Below are 19,453 nucleotides of genomic sequence, written 5' to 3'. Positions count from 1 at the left end.
ATATGACTCAAAAACAGAAAGCTAAAGAAGCAACGTGCGAAATAGAAGTTGCTTTTGAAGTTATAGGTGGAAAGTGGAAACCTCTAATTATATGGTATTTGGGAGAATATGGAACTCTGCGTTTTGCTCAGCTTCAGCATCTAATTCCCGACATCACTCACAGAATTTTAACAAAGCAACTTCGTGAACTTGAAGAACATGGACTTGTGGTAAGAAAAGTGTACCCTGAAGTTCCTGTGAAAGTAGAGTATAGCCTTACTGAAAAAGGAAAGGAAGTCTTGCCAATTTTGGATATGATGTGCGACTGGGCTGACAAGTATGATTATTTTGGGTATAAAATAAAGTACAATTTATGCAATGAAGAGATGTGCAATCTGCAAGAAGAGTAGTTTCTTTAAAATACAAAAAATCTTAACAAAGAAGATTTGGGGGTAGTACACAAAAATGTACCTTTTTGTATACGGCTCTCTTCTTTCACATAACAGTAATAATTATCTGCTAAATGGCTGTAAATTCATTGGAAAAGCGGTTTTAGAAGGCTATGGACTCTACAAAGTCAGCTGGTACCCTGCAATAGTGCCAAAAGAGGGCTCAAAAGTAGCAGGAGAGGTATATGAGGTTGATGAGACTCTAATTAAGGAAATAGACGACTTTGAAGATGAAGGTGAGCTTTACAGGCGGCAAGAGGTAGATGTCATTTTGAATGATAATAAAGTCATAAAGGCGTGGACATATGTGTATTTACTTGATGTTGATGAAAAAAACTACATTTCTTTCGAAAAGCAGCCGTGGAGAGAATAAGCATATATCTTATTCTCTCCTTTTCATTCTCACTGGTATTTTCTTTTTAACATACTCATTTTCAGCTCTTTCAGAGATGATGCTTATATTACCATCCATTTCAAAAACGGCAAGCTCAACATCGTCAAGCGAAGCAACGCCATGTTCTCTTACCGCTTCAAGTAGTTCGTCTTTTGTAATTTTTGCTTTAGCTAAATTTTTTTCATTGATTTTTCCTTTATAGACCAATAATAGAGGCTCTCCCTCAATCAAACGTTCTATCTTGGGAAACCTGTACACAATGAGCTTAATAATGTAGTTTGCAACAAACAAGGAGGTTGCAGCAACAAGCCCGCCTGCCAGGCTTGAATCTGCTCCCACCATGGCATTTTGCACAGAATTGCTAAGAAGCAGAACAAAAACTAAATCGCTAATTGAGAGCTGCGAAACATCTTTTTTGCCAAACAGCCTAATAGCAAGGACAATAAAAAAATATACTGATACAGAACAAAAGGCTATGTAGAGATATCTTAGCATCTTCTTAAAACTCCTTTTTCGACCTTAAACGGCTATATTTTTTCTAAACTTTATTTTGGAATTCTTTCTCTTCTAATTTATCAAATCAAATATCAAATCTCAATATTTTTAAAAACTTTTTAACAAACAACTTTACAGATTGCAAAAAATCATTTATAATATAACTGTATTAATACTCATAGTACAGTTAATACAGAAAAGTGGTGAAATGAATGTTTGAGATTGATTGGAAGAGCAGAGTACCCATCTACAAACAGCTTGTGGAGAGGATAAAAGAGCTAATCTTAAAGGAGGTTTTGAAAGAAAATGAACAGTTGCCATCTGTGAGGTCTCTTTCAAAAGAACTCACCATCAATCCAAATACAATCCAAAAAGCATATCAAGAGCTTGAAAGAGAAGGTTATATTTACTCAATCCCTGGCAAGGGCAACTTTGTTGCCCCTGTAAAATCAAAGATAAAGGCTGAAAAGGAAGAAAAGATAAAATCTGAGTTTAAAAAAATTGTTTCTGATGCATTTTTCATTGGAATTTCGAAGGATAAACTTATCAAACTTATTGAGGAAACTGAAAAAGAGTTAAAAGGAGGCGATAAATCTTGATAAAAGTAGAAAGCATTTCAAAAAGATTTGATGATGTCATAGCATTGAAAGAGGTAACTTTAAATATTCAAAAAGGTTCCATCTTTGGGACTGTTGGAAGAAACGGTGCTGGCAAAACTACCTTGTTAAAAATTCTGACAGGGGTGTACAAACCAGATAGTGGTTCTGTTTTCTGTGATGGTGAACCTGTCTTTGAAAATCCGCTTGCAAAGTCAAAAATATTTTTTGTACCAGACAATCCCTACTTTTTTGGAAGCTTTTCAATTTATGATATGGCAAATTTTTATAAAGGAATTTATAATAGCTGGGACAGCCGCTACTTTGAAAATCTTTTGAAGATTTTTAATCTTCCACTGAAAAAAAGAATCTCAAAATTCTCAAAAGGTATGCAAAAACAATGTGCAGTTCTTTTTGCCCTCTCATCACGTCCAGAGGTGCTTGTGCTGGATGAGCCTTTTGATGGTCTTGACCCTGTTATAAGGCAGAGTGTAAAAAAGCTTTTAATAGAAGATGTTGCAGATAGAAGTACAACAGTAATTATATCATCTCACAATTTAAGAGAACTTGAAGATTTCTGCGACACTATTGCAATTCTTCATGAAGGAAAAGTGGTGCTTTGCAGCAATATAGAAGAGTTGAAATCGGATACTTGCAAAATTCAAGCTGTGTTCAAAAAGAATTTTCTACCTGAAAGTTTGAGTAGATTCAAGGTAATCTCTTACTCTAAAAAAGGTAATATTGAGGTAATTATTGCAAAGGGCAACAGAGAAGAAATCTTAGATACATTAAAAGGATTTGAACCGGTGGTACTTGATATTCTGCCCCTTTCGCTTGAGGAAATATTTATCTACGAAATGGGAGGGTTGAAAGATGAGCTTGTCCAAATCTTGGATTAATAAAAGATTCTTTTTTGTGACTCTTAAAAGGTTTTGGTTCATAGGAGTAATATATTTTTTGGCTTTATCAGTTATTCCTTTTTCAATTATTCTGTTTGATTTGCCTTTAATCTCAAAGTACCCTGATAGCCATATAGTTTCCAAATCTATTTTAACAAACAATCAAGGATACTGTATTTTTGTAAGTTTACTTACCTGTTTTGCTCTTAGTGCATTTGTATTTAATTATCTACATTCAAAAGATGCCGCAGACCAGCTTCATAGTCTTCCTCCAAAGCGAATAGCACTTTATATCTCCAACACTTTAGCTTCTTTTTTATTACTTTTACTTCCCATTATACTCAACACAGTAATTTTATTAATCCTGAAATTAAACTTGGCAGATAAATTTGAAATACAGTTAAAAGAGATATTCTTCTGGGGCTTAAATATAACTGCTGTCTCAAGTTTATTTTTTTCAATTGCAACGTGTTGCGCAATTATTACGGGCATACCATTTGTCCAAATTTTCTTGAGCTTTGTTGTACTAATGCTGCCATCATTTTTATACTATACCTTCATTTCAAATCTCAAAAACTGGTTATATGGCTATTATCCCTCACCAAGCAGTGCTGTTATTGAAAGAATAAATCCTCTTTTAAGAATGTTTACACCTGTACCACCATCTTCTCCACTAAAGCCTATGGAATATACCGGCTTCTTTAGTATTGCCATTTTTTTGATTGTCCTCGGTAGCATATTATACAATTTTCGTAAAATCGAAAGTGCTGGGCAATCCATAGTATTTGAGTTTTTCAAACACATCTTCAGATATGGTGCTGCCCTTTGTGGCGCACTTTTGATAGGACTTTATTTCCCTTACATTGAACATGGAAAATCTTACAGCTTGGCAATATCAGGATATTTGATTGCTTCTTTTGTATGCTTTTTAATTGCTGAAATGATTTTGAACAAAAAAATCAATGTTTTTAATAAATCCCTTTTAAGATATGGCTATTTTGTAATATTTCTGTTCTTAGCAATAGGGATTATAAAACTGGACCTGTTCGGATTTGAAAAGTATGTCCCGCAGGAAAGAGAAATAAAAAGTGTTGTGTTTAAAGACTACTTTTTTATAGGAAATTATTCTGAGGATATAAGTACTTTTGAAAATCCTGAAATAGTAAAAATGGTTGTAAACCTTCACAGGCAGATTATTAAACAAAAACAAGAAATCACAAATGAAAAAGATTCAAATCTTCAATACAAAACTACCCTTTATATAAGTTATAATTTGAAAAATGGGAAAAAGATACAAAGAATATACGATGTTGATATTCAAAAGCTTTCTCATTATTTAAAACCTCTTTATGAAAATCGTACTTTCAAATACAAACTTTACGGTATTTTTAAAATATCTCCTACAAATGTTAAATCAGTGTCATTGAGCAAATACGGCAACTATTCTTCAACACCAGATAATTCTTCGAAGGCTTTTGTTAAATCTTCTGACATACCTGAACTATTAGAGGTTTTAAAAGAAGAGATATACAATAAGAAATTTGAGGAGATGATAAACAATACAAAAGACCCGTGGGGATACATGGACATCGTTCTTAAAAATGTAGTTTACACTGGTAAAATTCCTTTCTCTCATTTATCAGTTCCATTTGAAAAAAGCTTTACAAAGTTAGAAAAGTGGTTGACTAAAAAAGGATACATTAGATTTGCTCGCATCATGCCAGATGAGATAAGTTATGCTATCATAGGAAAGTCAAACAACCCAGATAAGCTGAAAAATACACTGATGAGTGATATAAATCTGGGGAAAATTAAAGACGGGGAAAAGATAAAAGATAAAGCCTTGATAGACAAATATCTGCGCATGTGTGAAAATCCATATCATTTTGGAAGTTATATGACTTCAAAAAAGGAGATATATTACATTATATTTTTCGGAAAATCGCAGAATGTTCTTCAAGTAGGGATTCTAAAAGATTTATAAAAAAACCGGGCTTTTTGCCCGGCTTTATTTTATCCTCTCAATCTTTGTCCCCTGAGGGGTGTCAAGAACGATATAGCCCAAGCTTTTGAGCTCATCTCTTATTCTATCTGCCTCGGCAAAGTTTTTCGCCTTTCGTGCCTGGTTTCTTTTTTCAACCAGCTCTAAAATTTCCTGTGGAATAGCCTCTTCTTTTGCGCCATACTGCTCCAAGATTCCCAGTATACTGCAAAGTTCTTTCAATGTATCTTTTACAAAAGTTAAAGTTTCTTTTGAGCAAGAATTAGCATGTGTATTGATTTCTCTTACCATTTCAAACAAATACCCTGTTGCCTCGGCAGTGTTGAGGTCATCTTCCATTGCCTCTATAAATTTTGCTTTTAGATCTTCAATTGCAGCTTTTAGCTTATCATCATTTTCAGATGAAGAGGCTGCATTTTGAATCAAAAACTCAAGGTTTTCATAACAGGTATAAATTCTTTTGAGTGCCACCTCTGCCTGTTCAATAAGATCTATACTGAAATTAAGAGGCTTTCTATAGTGAGCCTGAAGCATGAAAAGTCTCAGAGCCTCTGGATGGTACTTTTCTATGATTTCACGCACAGTAAAGAAATTCCCAAGCGACTTTGACATCTTCTCATTGTTTATACTCACATACCCATTGTGAAGCCAAAAACGCGCAAAAGGTTTTCCTGTTGCAGCCTCGCTCTGGGCAATCTCATTTTCATGGTGAGGAAAGATCAAGTCCTGCCCGCCTGCATGAATGTCAATGGTCTCGCCAAGGTATTTCATTGCCATAACAGAGCACTCTATGTGCCAGCCAGGTCGACCCTCACCCCAAGGTGAACTCCATGCCGGCTCACCTTCTTTTTTAGCCTTCCACAGGGCAAAATCAAGCAGGTCTTCTTTCTTTTCATTCGGGTCAACGCGCGCACCAGCCATCAGCTCTTCAATGTTCTTGTGAGAAAGCTTTCCATACTCAGCAAACTTTCTTGTTCTAAAATACACATCACCATCAACAACATATGCATAGCCTTTGTCAATCAGCCTTTGTATCAGGGCTATCATATCTTCTATCTCTTCTGTTGCCCTGGGATTTTTGGTTGCTCGCTTGACATTTAATCTGTCTGCATCTTTGTAATACTCTTCAATAAACCTCTTTGCAAGCTCAAAGACGGTTATACCCTCTTTGTTTGCCCTGTTTATCATCTTATCTTCTACATCTGTAAAGTTTTGAATATATATGACCTCGTATCCTTTGTACTCAAAATATCGTCTCAAAGTGTCAAACACAATCAAAGGTCTTGCATTGCCGATGTGGATAAAATCATAAACAGTTGGACCGCAAACATACATCTTTACTTTGTTTTTCTCAAGAGGTTCAAACTCCTCCTTGGTCTGACTTAGAGTGTTGTAAAGCTTCATACTCTTTTAATCTCCTTTCGTACTCGGCAAGTTTTTTCTCCAAAGCCTCTATCTTGGCTTCAAGCCTGCAAATCTGCATTGCAATGGGGTCAGGAAATCTCACCTGGTCAAGCTGTTCTTCAACAGTCGGCTTTTCCTTTTTCTCTTTTCTTACAACCCTTCCCGGCACACCAACAACAGTTGAGTTCTCTTCAACCTCTCGAAGAACAACTGCATTTGCACCAATTTTTGTATTGTCTCCTACCTTGAACGGTCCTAAAACCTTTGCACCAGCACCAATTAAGACGTTGTTTCCAATTGTAGGGTGGCGCTTACCTTTTTCTTTTCCTGTGCCGCCCAACGTCACGCCCTGGTAAATCAAAACATTGTCGCCAATCTCAGCTGTCTCACCAATGACAACACCCATGCCATGGTCTATAAATACCCTTCGACCAATCTTGGCACCGGGATGTATCTCAATACCAGTTTTGTGCCTTGCACGCTGGGAAATCCATCTTGCAATGAAGTACATCTTGCGGTTGTAAAACCAGTGAGCTATTCTGTGGTATATAATAGCCCACAGGCTTGGATACAAAAGAGTTTCCAGCCTGCTCTTGCAAGCCGGGTCCTTTTCCATGATAACATCCATCTCTTCTTTAATCATCCTTATGAATTTAAACATACTTCTTCATAACTCCTTCTAAAAAGCTCAAAATAAATCTAATCTAATTATACCACGTTTTGAAGAATTCCAATCGTTTTAGTATGTTTTCTTTCCCCACAATCTCAATTATCTCAACAAGCTCAGGTCCGTGAGTTTTGCCAGTCAACACAACTCTTATCGGCATAAATAGGTTTTTGCCTTTATAGCCAGTCTCTTTTTGAATCTCCTTGAAAAGTGCTTTGATGTTTTCAGAACTCAAGTCATTTAGCTGAGTTATCTTATTCTCAAAGACATTAATCAAATCTTTCACATGCTCCCATTTTAGGACCTCTTTTGCCTCATCATCCTCTATTTTGACTTCATTGTTAAAGAAGATATCAACCCTGTCCTTTATCTGAGAAAGATAATCCAGTCCTTCATACACAGATTTTACTATCTTCTTGAGCCATTCAAATTTGGACTGCGCCTCATCTTCTTTGACATATCCTGCTTCAACGAAGTATGGTATGCACATTTGAGTCAGTTCATCCAATGATTTTAGCCTAATATGATGAGAGTTTATATAGTTTAGCTTATCAATGTCAAATATTGCAGGGTTTTTGGAAACTCTGTCTAATGAGAAATTCTCAATTAGATACCTCATATCAAATATTTCTTTATCCTCTGGTGGTGACCAGCCAAGCAGAGCCAAGAAGTTTATAAGCCCTTCTTTTAAGTACCCTTGTTCTTTGTACTGTTCAACCCAAGTAGAACCGTGGCGCTTTGACATCTTTGTTCTGTCTTTTCCAAGTATAAGCGAAACATGAGCAAACTGCGGAAGTTCAAACCCAAGCGCATTGTATATCAGAATCTGGCGCGGAGTGTTTGAAAGATGCTCTTCTCCTCTTATAACATGCGAAATCTTCATTAAGTGGTCATCTATGACAACTGCAAAGTTGTATGTTGGAATACCATCAGACTTGACAATCACAAAGTCGCCTATGTCATCTGACATAAACTCAACATCTCCACGCACAAGGTCATGGACAACTATCTTAACACCTTCTGGCACTTTGAACCTGACAGTTGGTTTTCTCCCCTCCTGCTCAAATCTTCTTTTTTGCTCCTCTGTTAAATTCCTGCACTTACCAAGATATCTTGGCATCTGCCCTTTTGAGAGAAGCTCCTGCCTTTGGCCTTCTAACTCCTCTTCTGTGCAGTAACAATAGTATGCGTAGCCTTTTTCAAAAAGAACATCAACATACTTTTTGTAAATATCTACTCTTTCTGTTGATCTATAAGGCCCATAGGGACCTCCTACCTCAACTCCTTCGTCCCACTCAATCCCAAGCCATCTTAAACTTTCGATGATAACCTTTTCAGACTCAATAGACGATCTTTCTAAGTCTGTATCTTCTATTCTTAATATGAACTTTCCACCATATCTTTTGGCAAAAAGGTAGTTGAAAAGTGCTGTTCTTGCACCTCCAATGTGCAGGTGCCCTGTCGGGCTTGGCGCAAACCTTGTTCTCACTTCCACTGTATTTCTCAATCCTTTCTTTTTGAGATTTTTAAACTATCTCTATCTTAAAGCTATGATGAAGAGGCTATTTCTCCTGTTTAGAACGTGAAAAAATTATTCTCTTTTAAAAGTATAAACCTTGAAAAATCTGTAGTCAATCCAAAAAAAGCTGACCTTGTGTCACCTCAAACTCAGTTAATTTCTATCTTGTTAAGTGGTCAATAACTTCGGAGATTTCGTCCTTAAGTTGTATAATTTTCTCTAATACCTTCTGATTGTATGCCATTTTTCTCTCCAATTCACTTTTGTTTTTATTAAAATCCTCCCTTGTACTTCTCAAAAGCTCTGATATGAGACTGCAAACCTGTGATATTTTGTCTTCCATATCAGTTTTAAAAGTCTCAAAGCTTTCTTCCATTCTCCTTAAAAGGTCATACCTAATTCTTCCAATGTTTCTATCAACATCAATTTCAACCCTGTCAAGCACTCTCTTTAAAATAATCTTTTGAGCAAGTTTTTTGGGCAAAAGATAAGTAAAATACACAGGATCAATCTCAAGCGCACCAACTTCATAGCCTATCTTATAAGTAAACTTGCTCTGAACCACAAACCTTTGCAGTCCTTCATAGTAGCCAATCTCAATAGAAAAAAGCTCTTTTGCCGTGTCTTTGATACTCTTTATCAGCTCATTTATCTTCTCGCAATATCTTGAAAGAAGAATGGCAAACTGACCTTCAACATACTTTTCAAGACCTCTTTTTTGAAACTCAAACTCTTGCACAATAGCCTCCTCAAGATACCTTTCGAGATATTCTTTCTGTTTGAGTCTTTTAAACCTTGCAACTGATGGATAATAATCTTTTATCTTTTTTGTAATATTCATTATGAGTTCTTTCTTTATCTTTTCCATCTGCTCATCAAAACTTGTCAGAATATCATTCATCTCAACCCTAAATAGCTTATAAATCTCAATCTTGTTCCGATTTATCTTATCTAAAAACTCATCAAACTGTTTAATGTTTTCTTCAAGCTGTTTTAATGGCATAACCCTGAGTTTCATATCACTTTCCAAAAAGGTTTTACAAACTTCTAAAAAGCTATCTAAACTTTTCAGATTACTCAAAACTTGCACTTTTTCTTTTTCCTCTCTTAAAAATCGTTTTAGCTCCTCTTCAAAAATTTCTATGCCACTTTTTCTGATAACTTCTCTACTATTTAGCACCTTGCCTTCAAGGGCCATCTTTGCTGAAAAAGGAAAGATATTTATATTTTCTTTCTTTGTAATATCCATAATTACACTTTTTGTAAAACTTGCTATCTCCTCTAATTCATTTCTGCTTATCAAATCACATTTGTTAATTACAAAGAATATCTTATCTACACTTTCAGCAATCTTGAGTAAAAACCTTTTTTCAACTTCAGTAATTGGTGGGTCAACAGACAATACAAATATGACTGCATCTGCCTTGTCTACAAATTCATATGTCACATCTGTGTTGTGCTGATATATAGAACCAATTCCCGGTGTGTCAACAATTACAACATCTTTGTTCAAAAAATCAAACGGATACCCTATCTCAATTGTATCAACACCTTTTTGATTCTTAGGATTCCCTTTTTCTGTGCAGTAAAGCTCAAGCTCATCAACTGGAATTTCTTTTTTTACACCATTGTAAAAAATTACATCTATTTTAACCTCAGGACTGTAATAAATCTTTGTTATACTCGATGTCAAAGGAAGAACTCCTGTTGGTAATAAATTTGTTCCAAGCATGTAATTTATTAGCGTAGATTTTCCTCTTTTGAACTGACCCAACACAACAAGGTAAAATGCATCTTTTTCGATTTTTTCCTCAATACTACTTGCTAATCTCTTAATAGATTCTGAATCAATCTCCTCTGATAACTTTTTAATTTGCTGGAGAAAGTTTTTAATATTCTGCTGCATGATATCATACGCTGTGTCCCTCATCATATCTCACCTCATTTTGAAATGTCAGCTCAAATGCACTTACTCTTTAGACCCTGCAACAAACTCGACAGCCATGTGCCATGCTCTTACCTCTTCAGGCGTATAGCTTTCATGAATGTTTCGATAGTCGTTCTTTTCTTTTATCTTCTCAAGATGATGCAAGATTATATCAATTTTGTGCTTCACAACTGACAAGAGGTCTTTTTGAACTGACATTGAGGGCATTTTTTCTAAAACTTGATTTAGGTGTCTTTGACATATGAAACCTCTTTCCGCAAATGCAGATTTAAACTGAGACTGTGTTGCCCAGTAGTAAGAAAACGCTCTTGTGTAGGTGTCTTCAAAGCCTTGTTCCTTCTCACAAAAGACACACATATTTTGCTCTTGAGTTTTCCTTTTACGAGGCAATATTTCAATATGGTGGTTGTTTTTAAAACTACTTAGCAAGTCTGAATATATAATGGCATGGGCAAGCACATCTCCAAACGACTCTAACTTTCTTGCATGCTCCGGGCATATCCCCCCTTTTCTGATTCTATCGCGCAGCCTATGGTCGTTTACAGATTCATACAGAAAATCATCAAAGAATTTGTCCATCGCCTTGTTTTTGAGATAACAAATTATACACTTGTCTTCTTTCAAGTTTTCTATCATTTCAAAATACATAATATCCAAGGTCCATCCCCCCAAATCCTTCTCAAAAAGCTTATAACCTTTTAAAAAAGCAAAAAACTCCTGCCCGCACTTATACGGACAGGAGTTATCAGCCATCCAGGGTATTCCCTGTGGCATTTAAGGCGAACTCCATCGCCCTGATATTTACTTTTTTCCTTCTATATTAATTATATGAGTTTTTGAAAGATAAATCAATATGGGTATTGGATTTTATTGCGAATTTAGCTTCAATATTTTCTTAACTTCCTCTATTTCTATTCCTTCCCCTTTAGCAATCTCATCTTTTGCCAATTCTATTTGTTGAATTTCTTCATCTGTTAGTTCTTCATCTGAAGTGACTATCCTCTTTATTATGTGCAAAAGGCTAATCACATCTTCAGTTGTTAGCTTGTCAATCAGTGAATAAAGTTCATCTCGGGGATTTCTCATTTATATACATCTCCTCTATATCCGATTGTCAAAATATGTACTTCATTACCTTTAACCGTAAATATTACTCTTATATTCCCTACACGTAGCCTTAACTCTTCACGTCCCTTTAAAACTTTAATATCTCCCTTGAAAGGCTTCTCACTCAAATTATTTTCAATCGCATCAATTATTCTTTTAGCTGTTTTAGCATCTTGGAGGCTTAAAAATTTGAGAGCTTGCTTAGAAAAAATAATCTTCATCTATTTTTGACTCCAAATAACTTTTTTATAATGTAAATTGTTTTTTGCGTAATTTTATTATATCACAAAAATAAAGCTATTTCCATTAAAATTAACAAGAGGTGACTTTCTAAATAGGTGCAAATGCATTTCCTACATCGGAAAAACGTGTGAAACCAGTATGGTAATTAAGCAGCAATTTCTGTGTAGTTTGCAATAGTTATTTCTGTCTTGTTTTTGAGAAGTTCATCAACTAACTTTTCTATTTTTATAGCTGTTTCATTGTCAAGGTAATATTCTCCACATTGATGACATATCATAGCTGGAACATTTTTGATAATGACAATCTGAGATTCAGTATCAACAATATGGTTTACCTCTCCATGAATTAATTGTGATTTACACAAAACACAGTCCATCTTTTCTCTTAGTAGAGTCCCTTATCTTATTTTTTATCCTCTTTCAATTTTCTTATTGATAATTATACCACAAACCTAAGTATTTTTGCTATAGAAAAAGAGTCACTTCACCAAGAAGGTGAAATGGCTCTTTGAGCTTTTTAACTTCTTTGCTTTACTTTATCACATTGACCTTATAAAGCACATCCACATTTAGTTTCAAAATTTCAGACCAAGATAGCATATTCATTTCTTTGCAAGCTCCTCAAAAGCTTTTTTATACTTGTCAATAATTTCATCCATTAATCTTTCAATCTCTTTTTCCCTCTCTTTTTTTTTGAGTTCAATAAACTCCAATACCTCTTTTTGCAGTTCTTCGGGTAAGTTTACTATATCCTCTAAAATTCTCCTTGCCAACTCCATCACAATCCCTCTCTTTGATGACACTTTTTAACTTAACTCTGCTATTTTCATTATCCACCCAGATCAAAATATTTTTCAATTATTCCCTTGACATATTACAGTTTGTCTTTGATGGATTTTATTGCGAATTTAGCTTCAATATTTTCTTAACTTCCTCTATTTCTATTCCTTCCCCTTTAGCAATCTCATCTTTTGCCAATTCTATTTGTTGAATTTCTTCATCTGTTAGTTCTTCATCTGAAGTGACTATCCTCTTTATTATGTGTAAAAGGCTAATCACATCTTCAGTTGTTAGCTTGTCAATCAGTGAATAAAGCTCATCTCGGGGATTTCTTATTTATACACATCCTCAAAATCGTATACATCACCGTTTTCTAAATCTTTAAGACCTCTTTTAATTGATTCCATTAATTCTACATCATTAAGGATTTCGTTTTCTTCTTTTTCATCTTTAAATTTCAAATACTCTATAAAATTAACAACTTCTGTAAGCTCGTCTTCACTAAGATTATCAATAACTTCTTTCAACCTGTTTTTTAACAAATTACTCACTTCTTTTCACCACCATCTTTCTTACTCATTTTTATTATAACTCTTTTTATTGCAAGATAACATCATTAACTTTTATACAATCTTAACCTATTACAAAAAGAGCCCCTTTGCCCAAAAGGCCAAGAGGCTCTTTAAGAAGCATTTTAATTCACTTACTTAATCACATTAACCTTATAAAATGCATCCACATTCTGTTTTGTTACAACCATTGTACCTGTATCGACATATGGTGGGAGTGGATTAATGCCATATTTCTGCCAATTGTCAACCGGGTTAACAATGCCATGTTTTAAGTAGAACAGGAATGTCATGCCCCAGAATCCCATGTTCCATGTACCCTGTGCAATCGACGCATCAATGATTCCCTGTTTGATAAGGTCAAGTGTTCCCTTGTCAGTGTCAAAGCTTACTATCTTAATCTTGCCAACTTTATTAGCCTCCTTGATAGCTGTTGCAGCACCAACACCACCAAGAGCGTCTGTGCAGAATATTCCTTTGATGTTGGGATGAGCTTGGAGCATAGCAGAAATCTGTCTTGCAGCTTTTGTCTGGTCATTTTCATCATTTACAATTGCAACAACCTTAATTCCTGGGAACTCTTTTTTGAGAGTATCAATAAACCCTTGTTTTCTTTGCTCATGGTTGAGCTGTGCAGCAACTGTTGAGATACCAACCTCGCCTTTGCCGCCCAAAAGCTTGCCAAGATATCTTGCAGCCATTGCACCTGCGTTATAGTTTCCTGTCTCCAAAACAGAATATCTGCTTGACTTTGGCGAATCTGCGTCAAATGTTATAACAGGAATTCCTTTCTTGATTGCCTCATCAATTGGAGCTTTCAGAGCATCAGGGTTTGCACATGTTACCAAGATTCCTGCGGGTTTTTTAGCAATAACCTGGCGAAGTACTGTAACTTCCTGGTTAACATCAAATTGTGGTGCACCTGTGTAGATAGCCTTTACACCGTACAGATCTGCTGCTGCCTTCATTCCCTTGAAGCAGCCTTTCCAGTACTCAATACCAGACACAAAGGTTACCATGTAATACTCTTCATTTGGACTTCCTTTGAGCTTTGGATTGCCACTGCTTGCCTGTGTGACATCCTTTGAACTTGGAACAAGCGCATAAGCCAAAGACACAATCAGCGCAACCGCCAGAAAGATTGAAAGATACTTGTAGAAATTCTTCTTCATAGCCTATCAAACCTCCTCCAATATAGTTTTTATTTATTTTAACCTCTGCCGCCTACAAGCTTTTCTCCAGGCAGGCGACAGAAGTTAAAACCAAGCTTTTACTTTGAAAATCCTTTATGATTTTTTCTGATGTGTCAGGTAGTCAATTGTCACAGCCGCAATCAAAATCACACCGCTGACCAAGTTCTGCCAGTAGACAGAGACGTTCAAAAGTACAAGCGCGTTGTTGATAATACCAACCAGGATTGTACCAAGAATTGCTCCAAGGACAGTTCCTTCACCGCCTGCCAGTGACGCTCCGCCAATGACACATGCTGAGATTGCGTTCAGCTCTGAACCGTTTCCTGCTGTTGGTGCTGCAACTGAAAACCTTGAAAGTGTGAATATCCCTGCAATTCCCGCCAAAATTGACATCAAGACATACACAGAAATCTTTACTTTTGGAACATTTATACCAGAAAGCCTTGCAGCGTTTTCGTTGCTTCCCACATAGTACACAAGTCTGAACGGTGCTGATTTTCTCATCAAAAAGTCAAAAAGGATTATTAGGATGATAAAGAACAGGATGAAAAATGGAATTCCCAAAACCTTGCCCTGACCAAGAAAATCAAAGCCTTTCAAGTTCCCATAAAGCGAAAGAGGTGAACCTTGAGTCAGAACATACGCAGCACCTCTTGCAATCCCCATCATAGCAAGTGTAACAATGAGTGGTGGAATCCCAATTCGCGCTATGAAATACCCGTTGAAAAGCCCAATCAGAGCACAGATAACAAGAGCTATCAATGAACCTATCCAGATGTTTACCCCATAGCTAAGATAAAGCCCGCCTGCAATGACAGCCGAAAGCCCCAGAACAGAACCAACAGAAAGATCTACCCCACCAGAGACAAGCACAACTGTCATCCCTATTGCCAAGATACCATCTGCTGCAAGACCCAGAGCTGTTGTTATCAAATTTTCTGCTGTCAAGAAGTTTGGGCTCAGGACCGATATAATCGCACTTATGACAATTATGATGAAAATCAAAGTAATTTCCCTAAACCCCATCAATTTTTTAAGAAAACTTCTATTTGCCGCCTGATTTGAAGATAGTGTTGACATTTCAAACCTTCCCCTCCTTTTGCGCAGAATTATTTGTGTGCAGCAAGCTGCATAATGTTTTCTTCGGTGATGCTACTTCCCGAAAGCTCTCCAGTTATCCTTCCTTCTCTCATGACAAGTACCCTGTCACACATTCCAATTATCTCGGGAAGCTCAGATGAGATAAGAATAATCCCTATTCCGCTTTTTGCAAGCTCTCTTAAAAGACCATGAATTTCTGCCTTTGCACCAACGTCTATTCCACGTGTTGGCTCATCCAAAATCAAAATCCTTGGATTTATAGCAAGCCATTTTGCTATCATCACCTTTTGCTGGTTACCACCAGAAAGACTCATAACAAGCTGAACATACGATGAAGTCTTGACATTTAGCTTTTTGACAAACTCCTGGGCAAGCAAAAGTTCTTTTTGCCTGTCAATCAAAAGCCTTTTGTAATCATATTTGAGATGTATTGCCGAGACATTGTGCGCAACAGGAAGCTTTAGAAAAAGACCATACTGTTTTCTGTCTTCTGTAACATAACCGATTTTATGCCTGATGGCATCTTCGAATGAGTTTATCTCAATCTTCTTACCTTCAAGATAAATTTCCCCACAATGCTTTGGTAAAATTCCGCAGATTGTCTGGGCAAGCTCTGTTCTTCCAGCACCCACAAGCCCTGCAAACCCTAAAATCTCACCTTCTCTGAGCGAAAACGAAACATTGTAAACCTTGTCAGAGCTAATGTTTTCCACCCTGAAGATCTCTTTGCCAACAAAAGTGCTCTTTGGCGGATACATTTCCTTGATTTCTCTTCCCACCATCAGGCTTACAACCTGGTCGGGGTTTGTCTCAGCTGTATTTAGCGTTGTGATGTATCTGCCATCTCGAAGGACAGTGATTCTGTCTGCAAGCTCAAAAATCTCACGTAGCCTGTGAGAGATGTAAAGAATGCTTATACCCTTTGCTTTTAAATCTTTTATGATTTTAAAGAGCACTGCTGCATCAGCTTCAGACAAAGCCGATGTTGGCTCATCCAAAATTAAAAGCTTGCAGTTGAACGTAATTGCTTTTGCAATTTCAACAATCTGCTGCTGCGCAACGTTCAAGTCTGCAACCTTGTCAGTTGGTTTTATGTTCACCTCATCAAACAAAGACAAAACTTCTTGCGACATCTGGTTGAGCTTTTTAAAATCCACTATCTTTGCAGACTTTTCAGGAAGTCTTCCTATGTATATATTCTCAGCAACAGTAAGATGCGGGCAGAGCGCAAGCTCCTGGTGAACTATGCTAATGCCAAGATTTTGAGCATCCCTTGGAGATCTGATATTGACCTTCCTGCCCTCAAGGTATATCTCACCTTTGTCTGGAAGAAGGCTTCCTGATATGATGTTCATCAAAGTTGACTTTCCAGCACCGTTTTCACCAACTATTGCATGTATCTCTGCTTTGTTTACCGAAAACGAAACATCAGAAAGTGCAACAGTGCCTGGGAAAATCTTTGTAATTCCGTTTAGCTTTAAAAGTTCGGCATCTGTGGAGCTTTTCATGCAAATCTCACCTCGCTTTGTTAAAAATTATAGTAGTCTTGGTAAAACTATTTACTTGCATCTATCTTTTGCTTTTCTATTTATATATATTCTACACCAAAATCAAAAATCCTTCTTTTTTAATCAAAAAATTTTTATTTTTTTGAACGATGTTATCAAAAGTGTTCAGCTTGTTGACAGGCCTGATAAAATGTAATACACTGAAGAAAAGAAAATATATCAAACTTGTTCACATACAACTTTTTTAGTGGTATAATAGCATAAGAGTTTGCAAAAGTGGTGAATATTGATGCTTGTTGCAGAGAGGCTGAAAAAGATAAGAGAGATACTTCTTCAGAAAAAGCACATTGACGTTGCAACACTTGCAGAACTTTTGAACGTTTCAGAGGTCACAATCAGGCGTGACTTGGACAGGCTTGAGAGCGAAGAGTTTTTGATAAAAACATATGGCGGAGCAATCTTAAAAGAAGAGGCAGCAAAGATTCTATCACCTACAATCTCAGAAGACTCTGAAAAAGAGGCAATCGCAAAAGTGTGCTCTTACATGATAGAAAGTAACCAGGCAATTATCCTTGCAGGCGGAAATATATTAAGGCTTGTTCCAAAGTATATAAAGGAAAAACAAAACATTATTGTGCTCACAAACGACCTTCTTTTGGCAATAGAGTGTGGAAAGCTTTCCATCCAGACAATTGTAACAGGCGGCTATATTGTTGGAAACACCTTCACCCTGGCAGGGCCAATGCTTGTAAATCCAAACCTTGATATATTTGTTGACAAGGCGTTTATTGAGGTTGACGGTGTCTCACTTGAGCGAGGATTTACTGTGAACAATGTTGAGTTTGCAAATGCATACAAATATTTTAAGTCAATTGCAAAAGAGACAATTATTGTTGCAGATTCATCAAAGTTTGACAAGATTTCTCTTTTCCAGATTGCAAGGGTTGATGAGATCAAAAAGGTTATAAGCGATACAAACGTGCCGGATGAGTACAAGTCATTTTTCTTTGAAAATGGCACCCAAATATTTTGCAGTTTTGACTTTTCTGACCTTGAAAGAGGGGTTTGAAAATTATGGCTATTTTGCTGAAAAACATCTCAAAAAAATTTGATGATTTTTATGCCTTAAAAGATATAAACCTTGAATTTTTTGAAGGTCAGGTGAATGTCATCCTTGGCAAAAACGGCTCTGGCAAAACAACCCTGACAAAGATTATAAATGGAAGCACAGCGCCAACCAGCGGAAAGGTCTTGATTGACGGTAAGGAATTTTCAAGTCTCAATCCTATGCTTGCAAAATCGCTTGGAATATTTACCGTGCATCAGGAGCTTTTGTACTTTCCTCACCTTTCTGTTGCTGAGAACATCTTTATTGACAACAAGCCAAAAAACAAGTTTGGATTTATAAGCCACAAGGCGATGATAAAACAGGCATCAGAAATTTTAAGCAAAATGGGCGTATATATAAACCCTGAAGCGCTTTGCAAAAACCTGGGGCTATCTCAGCTTCAGGTGATTGAGATCTGCAGAGCGCTTGTTCAAAACGCAAAGGTTTTGATTTTTGATGAGCCAACAGCAGGGCTTACAACATATGAGATAGAAAAGCTTTTTAAAATCATAAAAGAGCTGAAAGAAAAAGGAATTGTGATAATATTTGTAACAAATATGGTGGAAGAGGCGCTATCTATTGCAGACAGGGTAACAATCCTTCGTGATGGTGAGGTTGTTGCATCTGATAGCGTTACAAGCTTTAACTTAAGCAGGGTAATCTCTTTGATCTTTGGCAGTGTAAACAGGACATATCCAAAACTAAAGGTTGAAAAAGGCTCTACCATCTTTAGCGTTAAAAATTTAACAAAACGTGGAATTATCGAGGACATTTCATTTGATGTAAGAGAGGGAGAGGTTTTTGGGATTGCAGGGCTTGTTGGGTCTGGGCGAAGTTTTCTGGCAAAGGCTCTTTTTGGTGCAGAAAAGCTTGACTCAGGTGAGATTTATATGAATGGAACTCTTTTGAAACTTTCAAGCCCAGCCGATGCCATAAAAAATGGTATTGCGTTTATGAGCGAAGACAGAATTGGTACAGGCCTTTTCAAAACCCTCAACATCGCAGACAACATCATCTCATCTAACATCTGGAACATTGCAAACGGCTTTTTTGTAGACTCATCCCGTCAGGAAAAGATTGCAAATCTTTATATAAAAAAGCTTGGGATAAAGCCAAAGGAGATTACTCAAAAGATTGCGTTCTTAAGTGGTGGGAACCAGCAAAAGGTATTGATTGCAAAATGGCTCTTTTCACGTTCGAATGTGTTTATCTTGGATGAGCCCACAAAGGGCTTGGATTTGGCATCAAAGGTAGAGGTTTATAATATCATCAATGAGCTTGCAAGAATTGGTTGTGCCATTATTTTCATTTCCTCTGACTTTTCAGAACTGATTGGCATGTGTGACAGAATCCTGGTACTCCACAGAGGCAAGGCAGTCCATGAGTTTTCTAAAAAGGAGATGGATTATGATAAGATTTTGAAAACGGCAATGGGGTTATAAAAGAAAAGATGGCACAGCGCCATCAGAAAAGTAGGTGAATAAAATCATTTT

21 protein-coding genes and 1 riboswitch are annotated in these 19,453 nt (G+C 36.6%); of the genes, 7 read left to right on the top strand and 14 right to left on the bottom strand.

From position 1 onward, the window contains the following. The first annotated feature begins 2 nt into the window (after window positions 1-2). The gene (locus OTK01_RS02460; RefSeq protein ID WP_029228334.1) at window positions 3-389 is read left to right on the top strand and encodes a winged helix-turn-helix transcriptional regulator; all 387 of its coding nucleotides are present in this window, start codon (window positions 3-5) and stop codon (window positions 387-389) included. Between the two features lie 55 nt (window positions 390-444). Then, entirely contained in the window at window positions 445-801 is a 357-nt protein-coding gene (locus OTK01_RS02455; RefSeq protein WP_029228333.1) for a gamma-glutamylcyclotransferase family protein, read from the top strand. A 9-nt stretch (window positions 802-810) separates the two neighbouring features. Here OTK01_RS02455 and OTK01_RS02450 read toward each other — a convergent pair whose 3' ends face one another. Further along, window positions 811-1,317, bottom strand: coding sequence for a DUF421 domain-containing protein (locus OTK01_RS02450; protein WP_029228332.1), 507 nt, complete (start codon window positions 1,315-1,317; stop codon window positions 811-813). A 212-nt stretch (window positions 1,318-1,529) separates the two neighbouring features. Here OTK01_RS02450 and OTK01_RS02445 point away from each other — a divergent pair, with 212 nt between their 5' ends. From OTK01_RS02445 to OTK01_RS02435, 3 genes are read left to right on the top strand one after another with little or no spacing between them, the layout of a single operon-like run. Continuing rightward, on the top strand, window positions 1,530-1,916 hold the full coding sequence (locus tag OTK01_RS02445) for a GntR family transcriptional regulator (protein ID WP_029228331.1): 387 nt from the start codon (window positions 1,530-1,532) through the stop codon (window positions 1,914-1,916). Further along, window positions 1,913-2,812 (top strand): ABC transporter ATP-binding protein, encoded by a 900-nt coding sequence (locus OTK01_RS02440; RefSeq protein WP_029228330.1) that lies wholly within the window; start codon window positions 1,913-1,915, stop codon window positions 2,810-2,812. Before OTK01_RS02445 ends, OTK01_RS02440 begins: the two co-directional genes overlap by 4 nt. Next, a complete protein-coding gene (locus OTK01_RS02435) occupies window positions 2,787-4,796 on the top strand; it encodes a DUF6449 domain-containing protein (protein ID WP_029228329.1) in 2,010 nt (669 codons plus the stop codon). The genes OTK01_RS02440 and OTK01_RS02435 overlap by 26 nt, the downstream gene beginning before the upstream one ends. A 24-nt stretch (window positions 4,797-4,820) precedes the next feature. Here OTK01_RS02435 and cysS read toward each other — a convergent pair whose 3' ends face one another. The 13 genes from cysS to OTK01_RS02370 all read right to left on the bottom strand — a co-directional run bounded on the left by cysS (window position 4,821) and on the right by OTK01_RS02370 (window position 16,852). Continuing rightward, window positions 4,821-6,218 carry a cysteine--tRNA ligase gene (gene cysS / locus OTK01_RS02430; protein WP_029228328.1) on the bottom strand — a complete coding sequence of 466 codons (1,398 nt, stop codon included), beginning with the start codon at window positions 6,216-6,218 and terminating at the stop codon, window positions 4,821-4,823. Then, the gene (epsC, locus tag OTK01_RS02425; protein WP_029228327.1) at window positions 6,175-6,879 is read right to left on the bottom strand and encodes a serine O-acetyltransferase EpsC; all 705 of its coding nucleotides are present in this window, start codon (window positions 6,877-6,879) and stop codon (window positions 6,175-6,177) included. Before epsC ends, cysS begins: the two co-directional genes overlap by 44 nt. Before the next feature lie 43 nt (window positions 6,880-6,922). Continuing rightward, window positions 6,923-8,380, bottom strand: a complete 1,458-nt coding sequence (gene gltX / locus OTK01_RS02420; RefSeq protein ID WP_029228326.1) for a glutamate--tRNA ligase — start codon at window positions 8,378-8,380, stop codon at window positions 6,923-6,925. Between the two features lie 184 nt (window positions 8,381-8,564). Beyond that, window positions 8,565-10,334, bottom strand: coding sequence for a dynamin family protein (locus OTK01_RS02415; RefSeq protein ID WP_029228325.1), 1,770 nt, complete (start codon window positions 10,332-10,334; stop codon window positions 8,565-8,567). A 39-nt stretch (window positions 10,335-10,373) separates the two neighbouring features. Continuing rightward, window positions 10,374-11,126 (bottom strand): DUF6062 family protein, encoded by a 753-nt coding sequence (locus OTK01_RS02410; protein WP_029228324.1) that lies wholly within the window; start codon window positions 11,124-11,126, stop codon window positions 10,374-10,376. After that, a riboswitch (Fluoride riboswitch) is annotated at window positions 11,082-11,155 on the bottom strand. (Overlaps the previous gene by 45 nt.) A 64-nt stretch (window positions 11,156-11,219) precedes the next feature. Next, window positions 11,220-11,438: a hypothetical protein gene (locus OTK01_RS02405; RefSeq protein ID WP_013433443.1), complete on the bottom strand. Its 219-nt coding sequence runs from the start codon at window positions 11,436-11,438 to the stop codon at window positions 11,220-11,222. Then, the gene (locus OTK01_RS02400; protein WP_013433444.1) at window positions 11,435-11,680 is read right to left on the bottom strand and encodes a type II toxin-antitoxin system RelE family toxin; all 246 of its coding nucleotides are present in this window, start codon (window positions 11,678-11,680) and stop codon (window positions 11,435-11,437) included. Before OTK01_RS02400 ends, OTK01_RS02405 begins: the two co-directional genes overlap by 4 nt. 167 nt (window positions 11,681-11,847) lie before the next feature. Next, window positions 11,848-12,066: a type II toxin-antitoxin system MqsA family antitoxin gene (locus OTK01_RS02395; protein ID WP_232841680.1), complete on the bottom strand. Its 219-nt coding sequence runs from the start codon at window positions 12,064-12,066 to the stop codon at window positions 11,848-11,850. A gap of 237 nt (window positions 12,067-12,303) precedes the next feature. Next, window positions 12,304-12,480 carry a hypothetical protein gene (locus tag OTK01_RS02390; RefSeq protein WP_167317454.1) on the bottom strand — a complete coding sequence of 59 codons (177 nt, stop codon included), beginning with the start codon at window positions 12,478-12,480 and terminating at the stop codon, window positions 12,304-12,306. Window positions 12,481-12,813: 333 nt separating this feature from the next. Further along, on the bottom strand, window positions 12,814-13,032 hold the full coding sequence (locus OTK01_RS02385; protein ID WP_013433447.1) for a hypothetical protein: 219 nt from the start codon (window positions 13,030-13,032) through the stop codon (window positions 12,814-12,816). Between the two features lie 152 nt (window positions 13,033-13,184). Next, entirely contained in the window at window positions 13,185-14,222 is a 1,038-nt protein-coding gene (locus tag OTK01_RS02380; RefSeq protein WP_029228323.1) for a substrate-binding domain-containing protein, read from the bottom strand. 114 nt (window positions 14,223-14,336) lie between these two features. After that, window positions 14,337-15,323: an ABC transporter permease gene (locus tag OTK01_RS02375; RefSeq protein WP_029228322.1), complete on the bottom strand. Its 987-nt coding sequence runs from the start codon at window positions 15,321-15,323 to the stop codon at window positions 14,337-14,339. Window positions 15,324-15,352: 29 nt separating this feature from the next. After that, window positions 15,353-16,852 (bottom strand): sugar ABC transporter ATP-binding protein, encoded by a 1,500-nt coding sequence (locus OTK01_RS02370; protein WP_029228321.1) that lies wholly within the window; start codon window positions 16,850-16,852, stop codon window positions 15,353-15,355. A gap of 289 nt (window positions 16,853-17,141) precedes the next feature. Here OTK01_RS02370 and OTK01_RS02365 point away from each other — a divergent pair, with 289 nt between their 5' ends. Next, entirely contained in the window at window positions 17,142-17,921 is a 780-nt protein-coding gene (locus OTK01_RS02365) for a DeoR/GlpR family DNA-binding transcription regulator (protein ID WP_029228319.1), read from the top strand. Window positions 17,922-17,926: 5 nt separating this feature from the next. Beyond that, complete coding sequence (locus OTK01_RS02360; protein ID WP_029228318.1) at window positions 17,927-19,402, top strand: sugar ABC transporter ATP-binding protein; 1,476 nt, start codon at window positions 17,927-17,929, stop codon at window positions 19,400-19,402. The last annotated feature ends 51 nt before the right edge of the window (window positions 19,403-19,453 follow it).

It is taken from the genome of Caldicellulosiruptor acetigenus, assembly GCF_026914305.1.
GTDB classification, from domain to species: domain Bacteria; phylum Bacillota; class Thermoanaerobacteria; order Caldicellulosiruptorales; family Caldicellulosiruptoraceae; genus Caldicellulosiruptor; species Caldicellulosiruptor acetigenus.
The sequence above is the reverse complement of the archived record's forward strand: the minus strand, read 5'-3'. Positions and strand labels throughout refer to the sequence as shown.

Coding starts and splice junctions, on each gene's coding strand:
- OTK01_RS02460 (WP_029228334.1), top strand. CDS start 3: ATGACTCAAAAACAGAAAGCTAAAGAAGCAACGTGCGAAATAGAAGTT.
- OTK01_RS02455 (WP_029228333.1), top strand. CDS start 445: ATGTACCTTTTTGTATACGGCTCTCTTCTTTCACATAACAGTAATAAT.
- OTK01_RS02450 (WP_029228332.1), bottom strand. CDS start 1,317: ATGCTAAGATATCTCTACATAGCCTTTTGTTCTGTATCAGTATATTTT.
- OTK01_RS02445 (WP_029228331.1), top strand. CDS start 1,530: ATGTTTGAGATTGATTGGAAGAGCAGAGTACCCATCTACAAACAGCTT.
- OTK01_RS02435 (WP_029228329.1), top strand. CDS start 2,787: ATGAGCTTGTCCAAATCTTGGATTAATAAAAGATTCTTTTTTGTGACT.
- cysS (WP_029228328.1), bottom strand. CDS start 6,218: ATGAAGCTTTACAACACTCTAAGTCAGACCAAGGAGGAGTTTGAACCT.
- epsC (WP_029228327.1), bottom strand. CDS start 6,879: ATGTTTAAATTCATAAGGATGATTAAAGAAGAGATGGATGTTATCATG.
- OTK01_RS02415 (WP_029228325.1), bottom strand. CDS start 10,334: ATGAGGGACACAGCGTATGATATCATGCAGCAGAATATTAAAAACTTT.
- OTK01_RS02410 (WP_029228324.1), bottom strand. CDS start 11,126: ATGCCACAGGGAATACCCTGGATGGCTGATAACTCCTGTCCGTATAAG.
- OTK01_RS02405 (WP_013433443.1), bottom strand. CDS start 11,438: ATGAGAAATCCCCGAGATGAACTTTATTCACTGATTGACAAGCTAACA.
- OTK01_RS02400 (WP_013433444.1), bottom strand. CDS start 11,680: ATGAAGATTATTTTTTCTAAGCAAGCTCTCAAATTTTTAAGCCTCCAA.
- OTK01_RS02390 (WP_167317454.1), bottom strand. CDS start 12,480: ATGGAGTTGGCAAGGAGAATTTTAGAGGATATAGTAAACTTACCCGAA.
- OTK01_RS02380 (WP_029228323.1), bottom strand. CDS start 14,222: ATGAAGAAGAATTTCTACAAGTATCTTTCAATCTTTCTGGCGGTTGCG.
- OTK01_RS02375 (WP_029228322.1), bottom strand. CDS start 15,323: ATGTCAACACTATCTTCAAATCAGGCGGCAAATAGAAGTTTTCTTAAA.
- OTK01_RS02370 (WP_029228321.1), bottom strand. CDS start 16,852: ATGAAAAGCTCCACAGATGCCGAACTTTTAAAGCTAAACGGAATTACA.
- OTK01_RS02365 (WP_029228319.1), top strand. CDS start 17,142: ATGCTTGTTGCAGAGAGGCTGAAAAAGATAAGAGAGATACTTCTTCAG.
- OTK01_RS02360 (WP_029228318.1), top strand. CDS start 17,927: ATGGCTATTTTGCTGAAAAACATCTCAAAAAAATTTGATGATTTTTAT.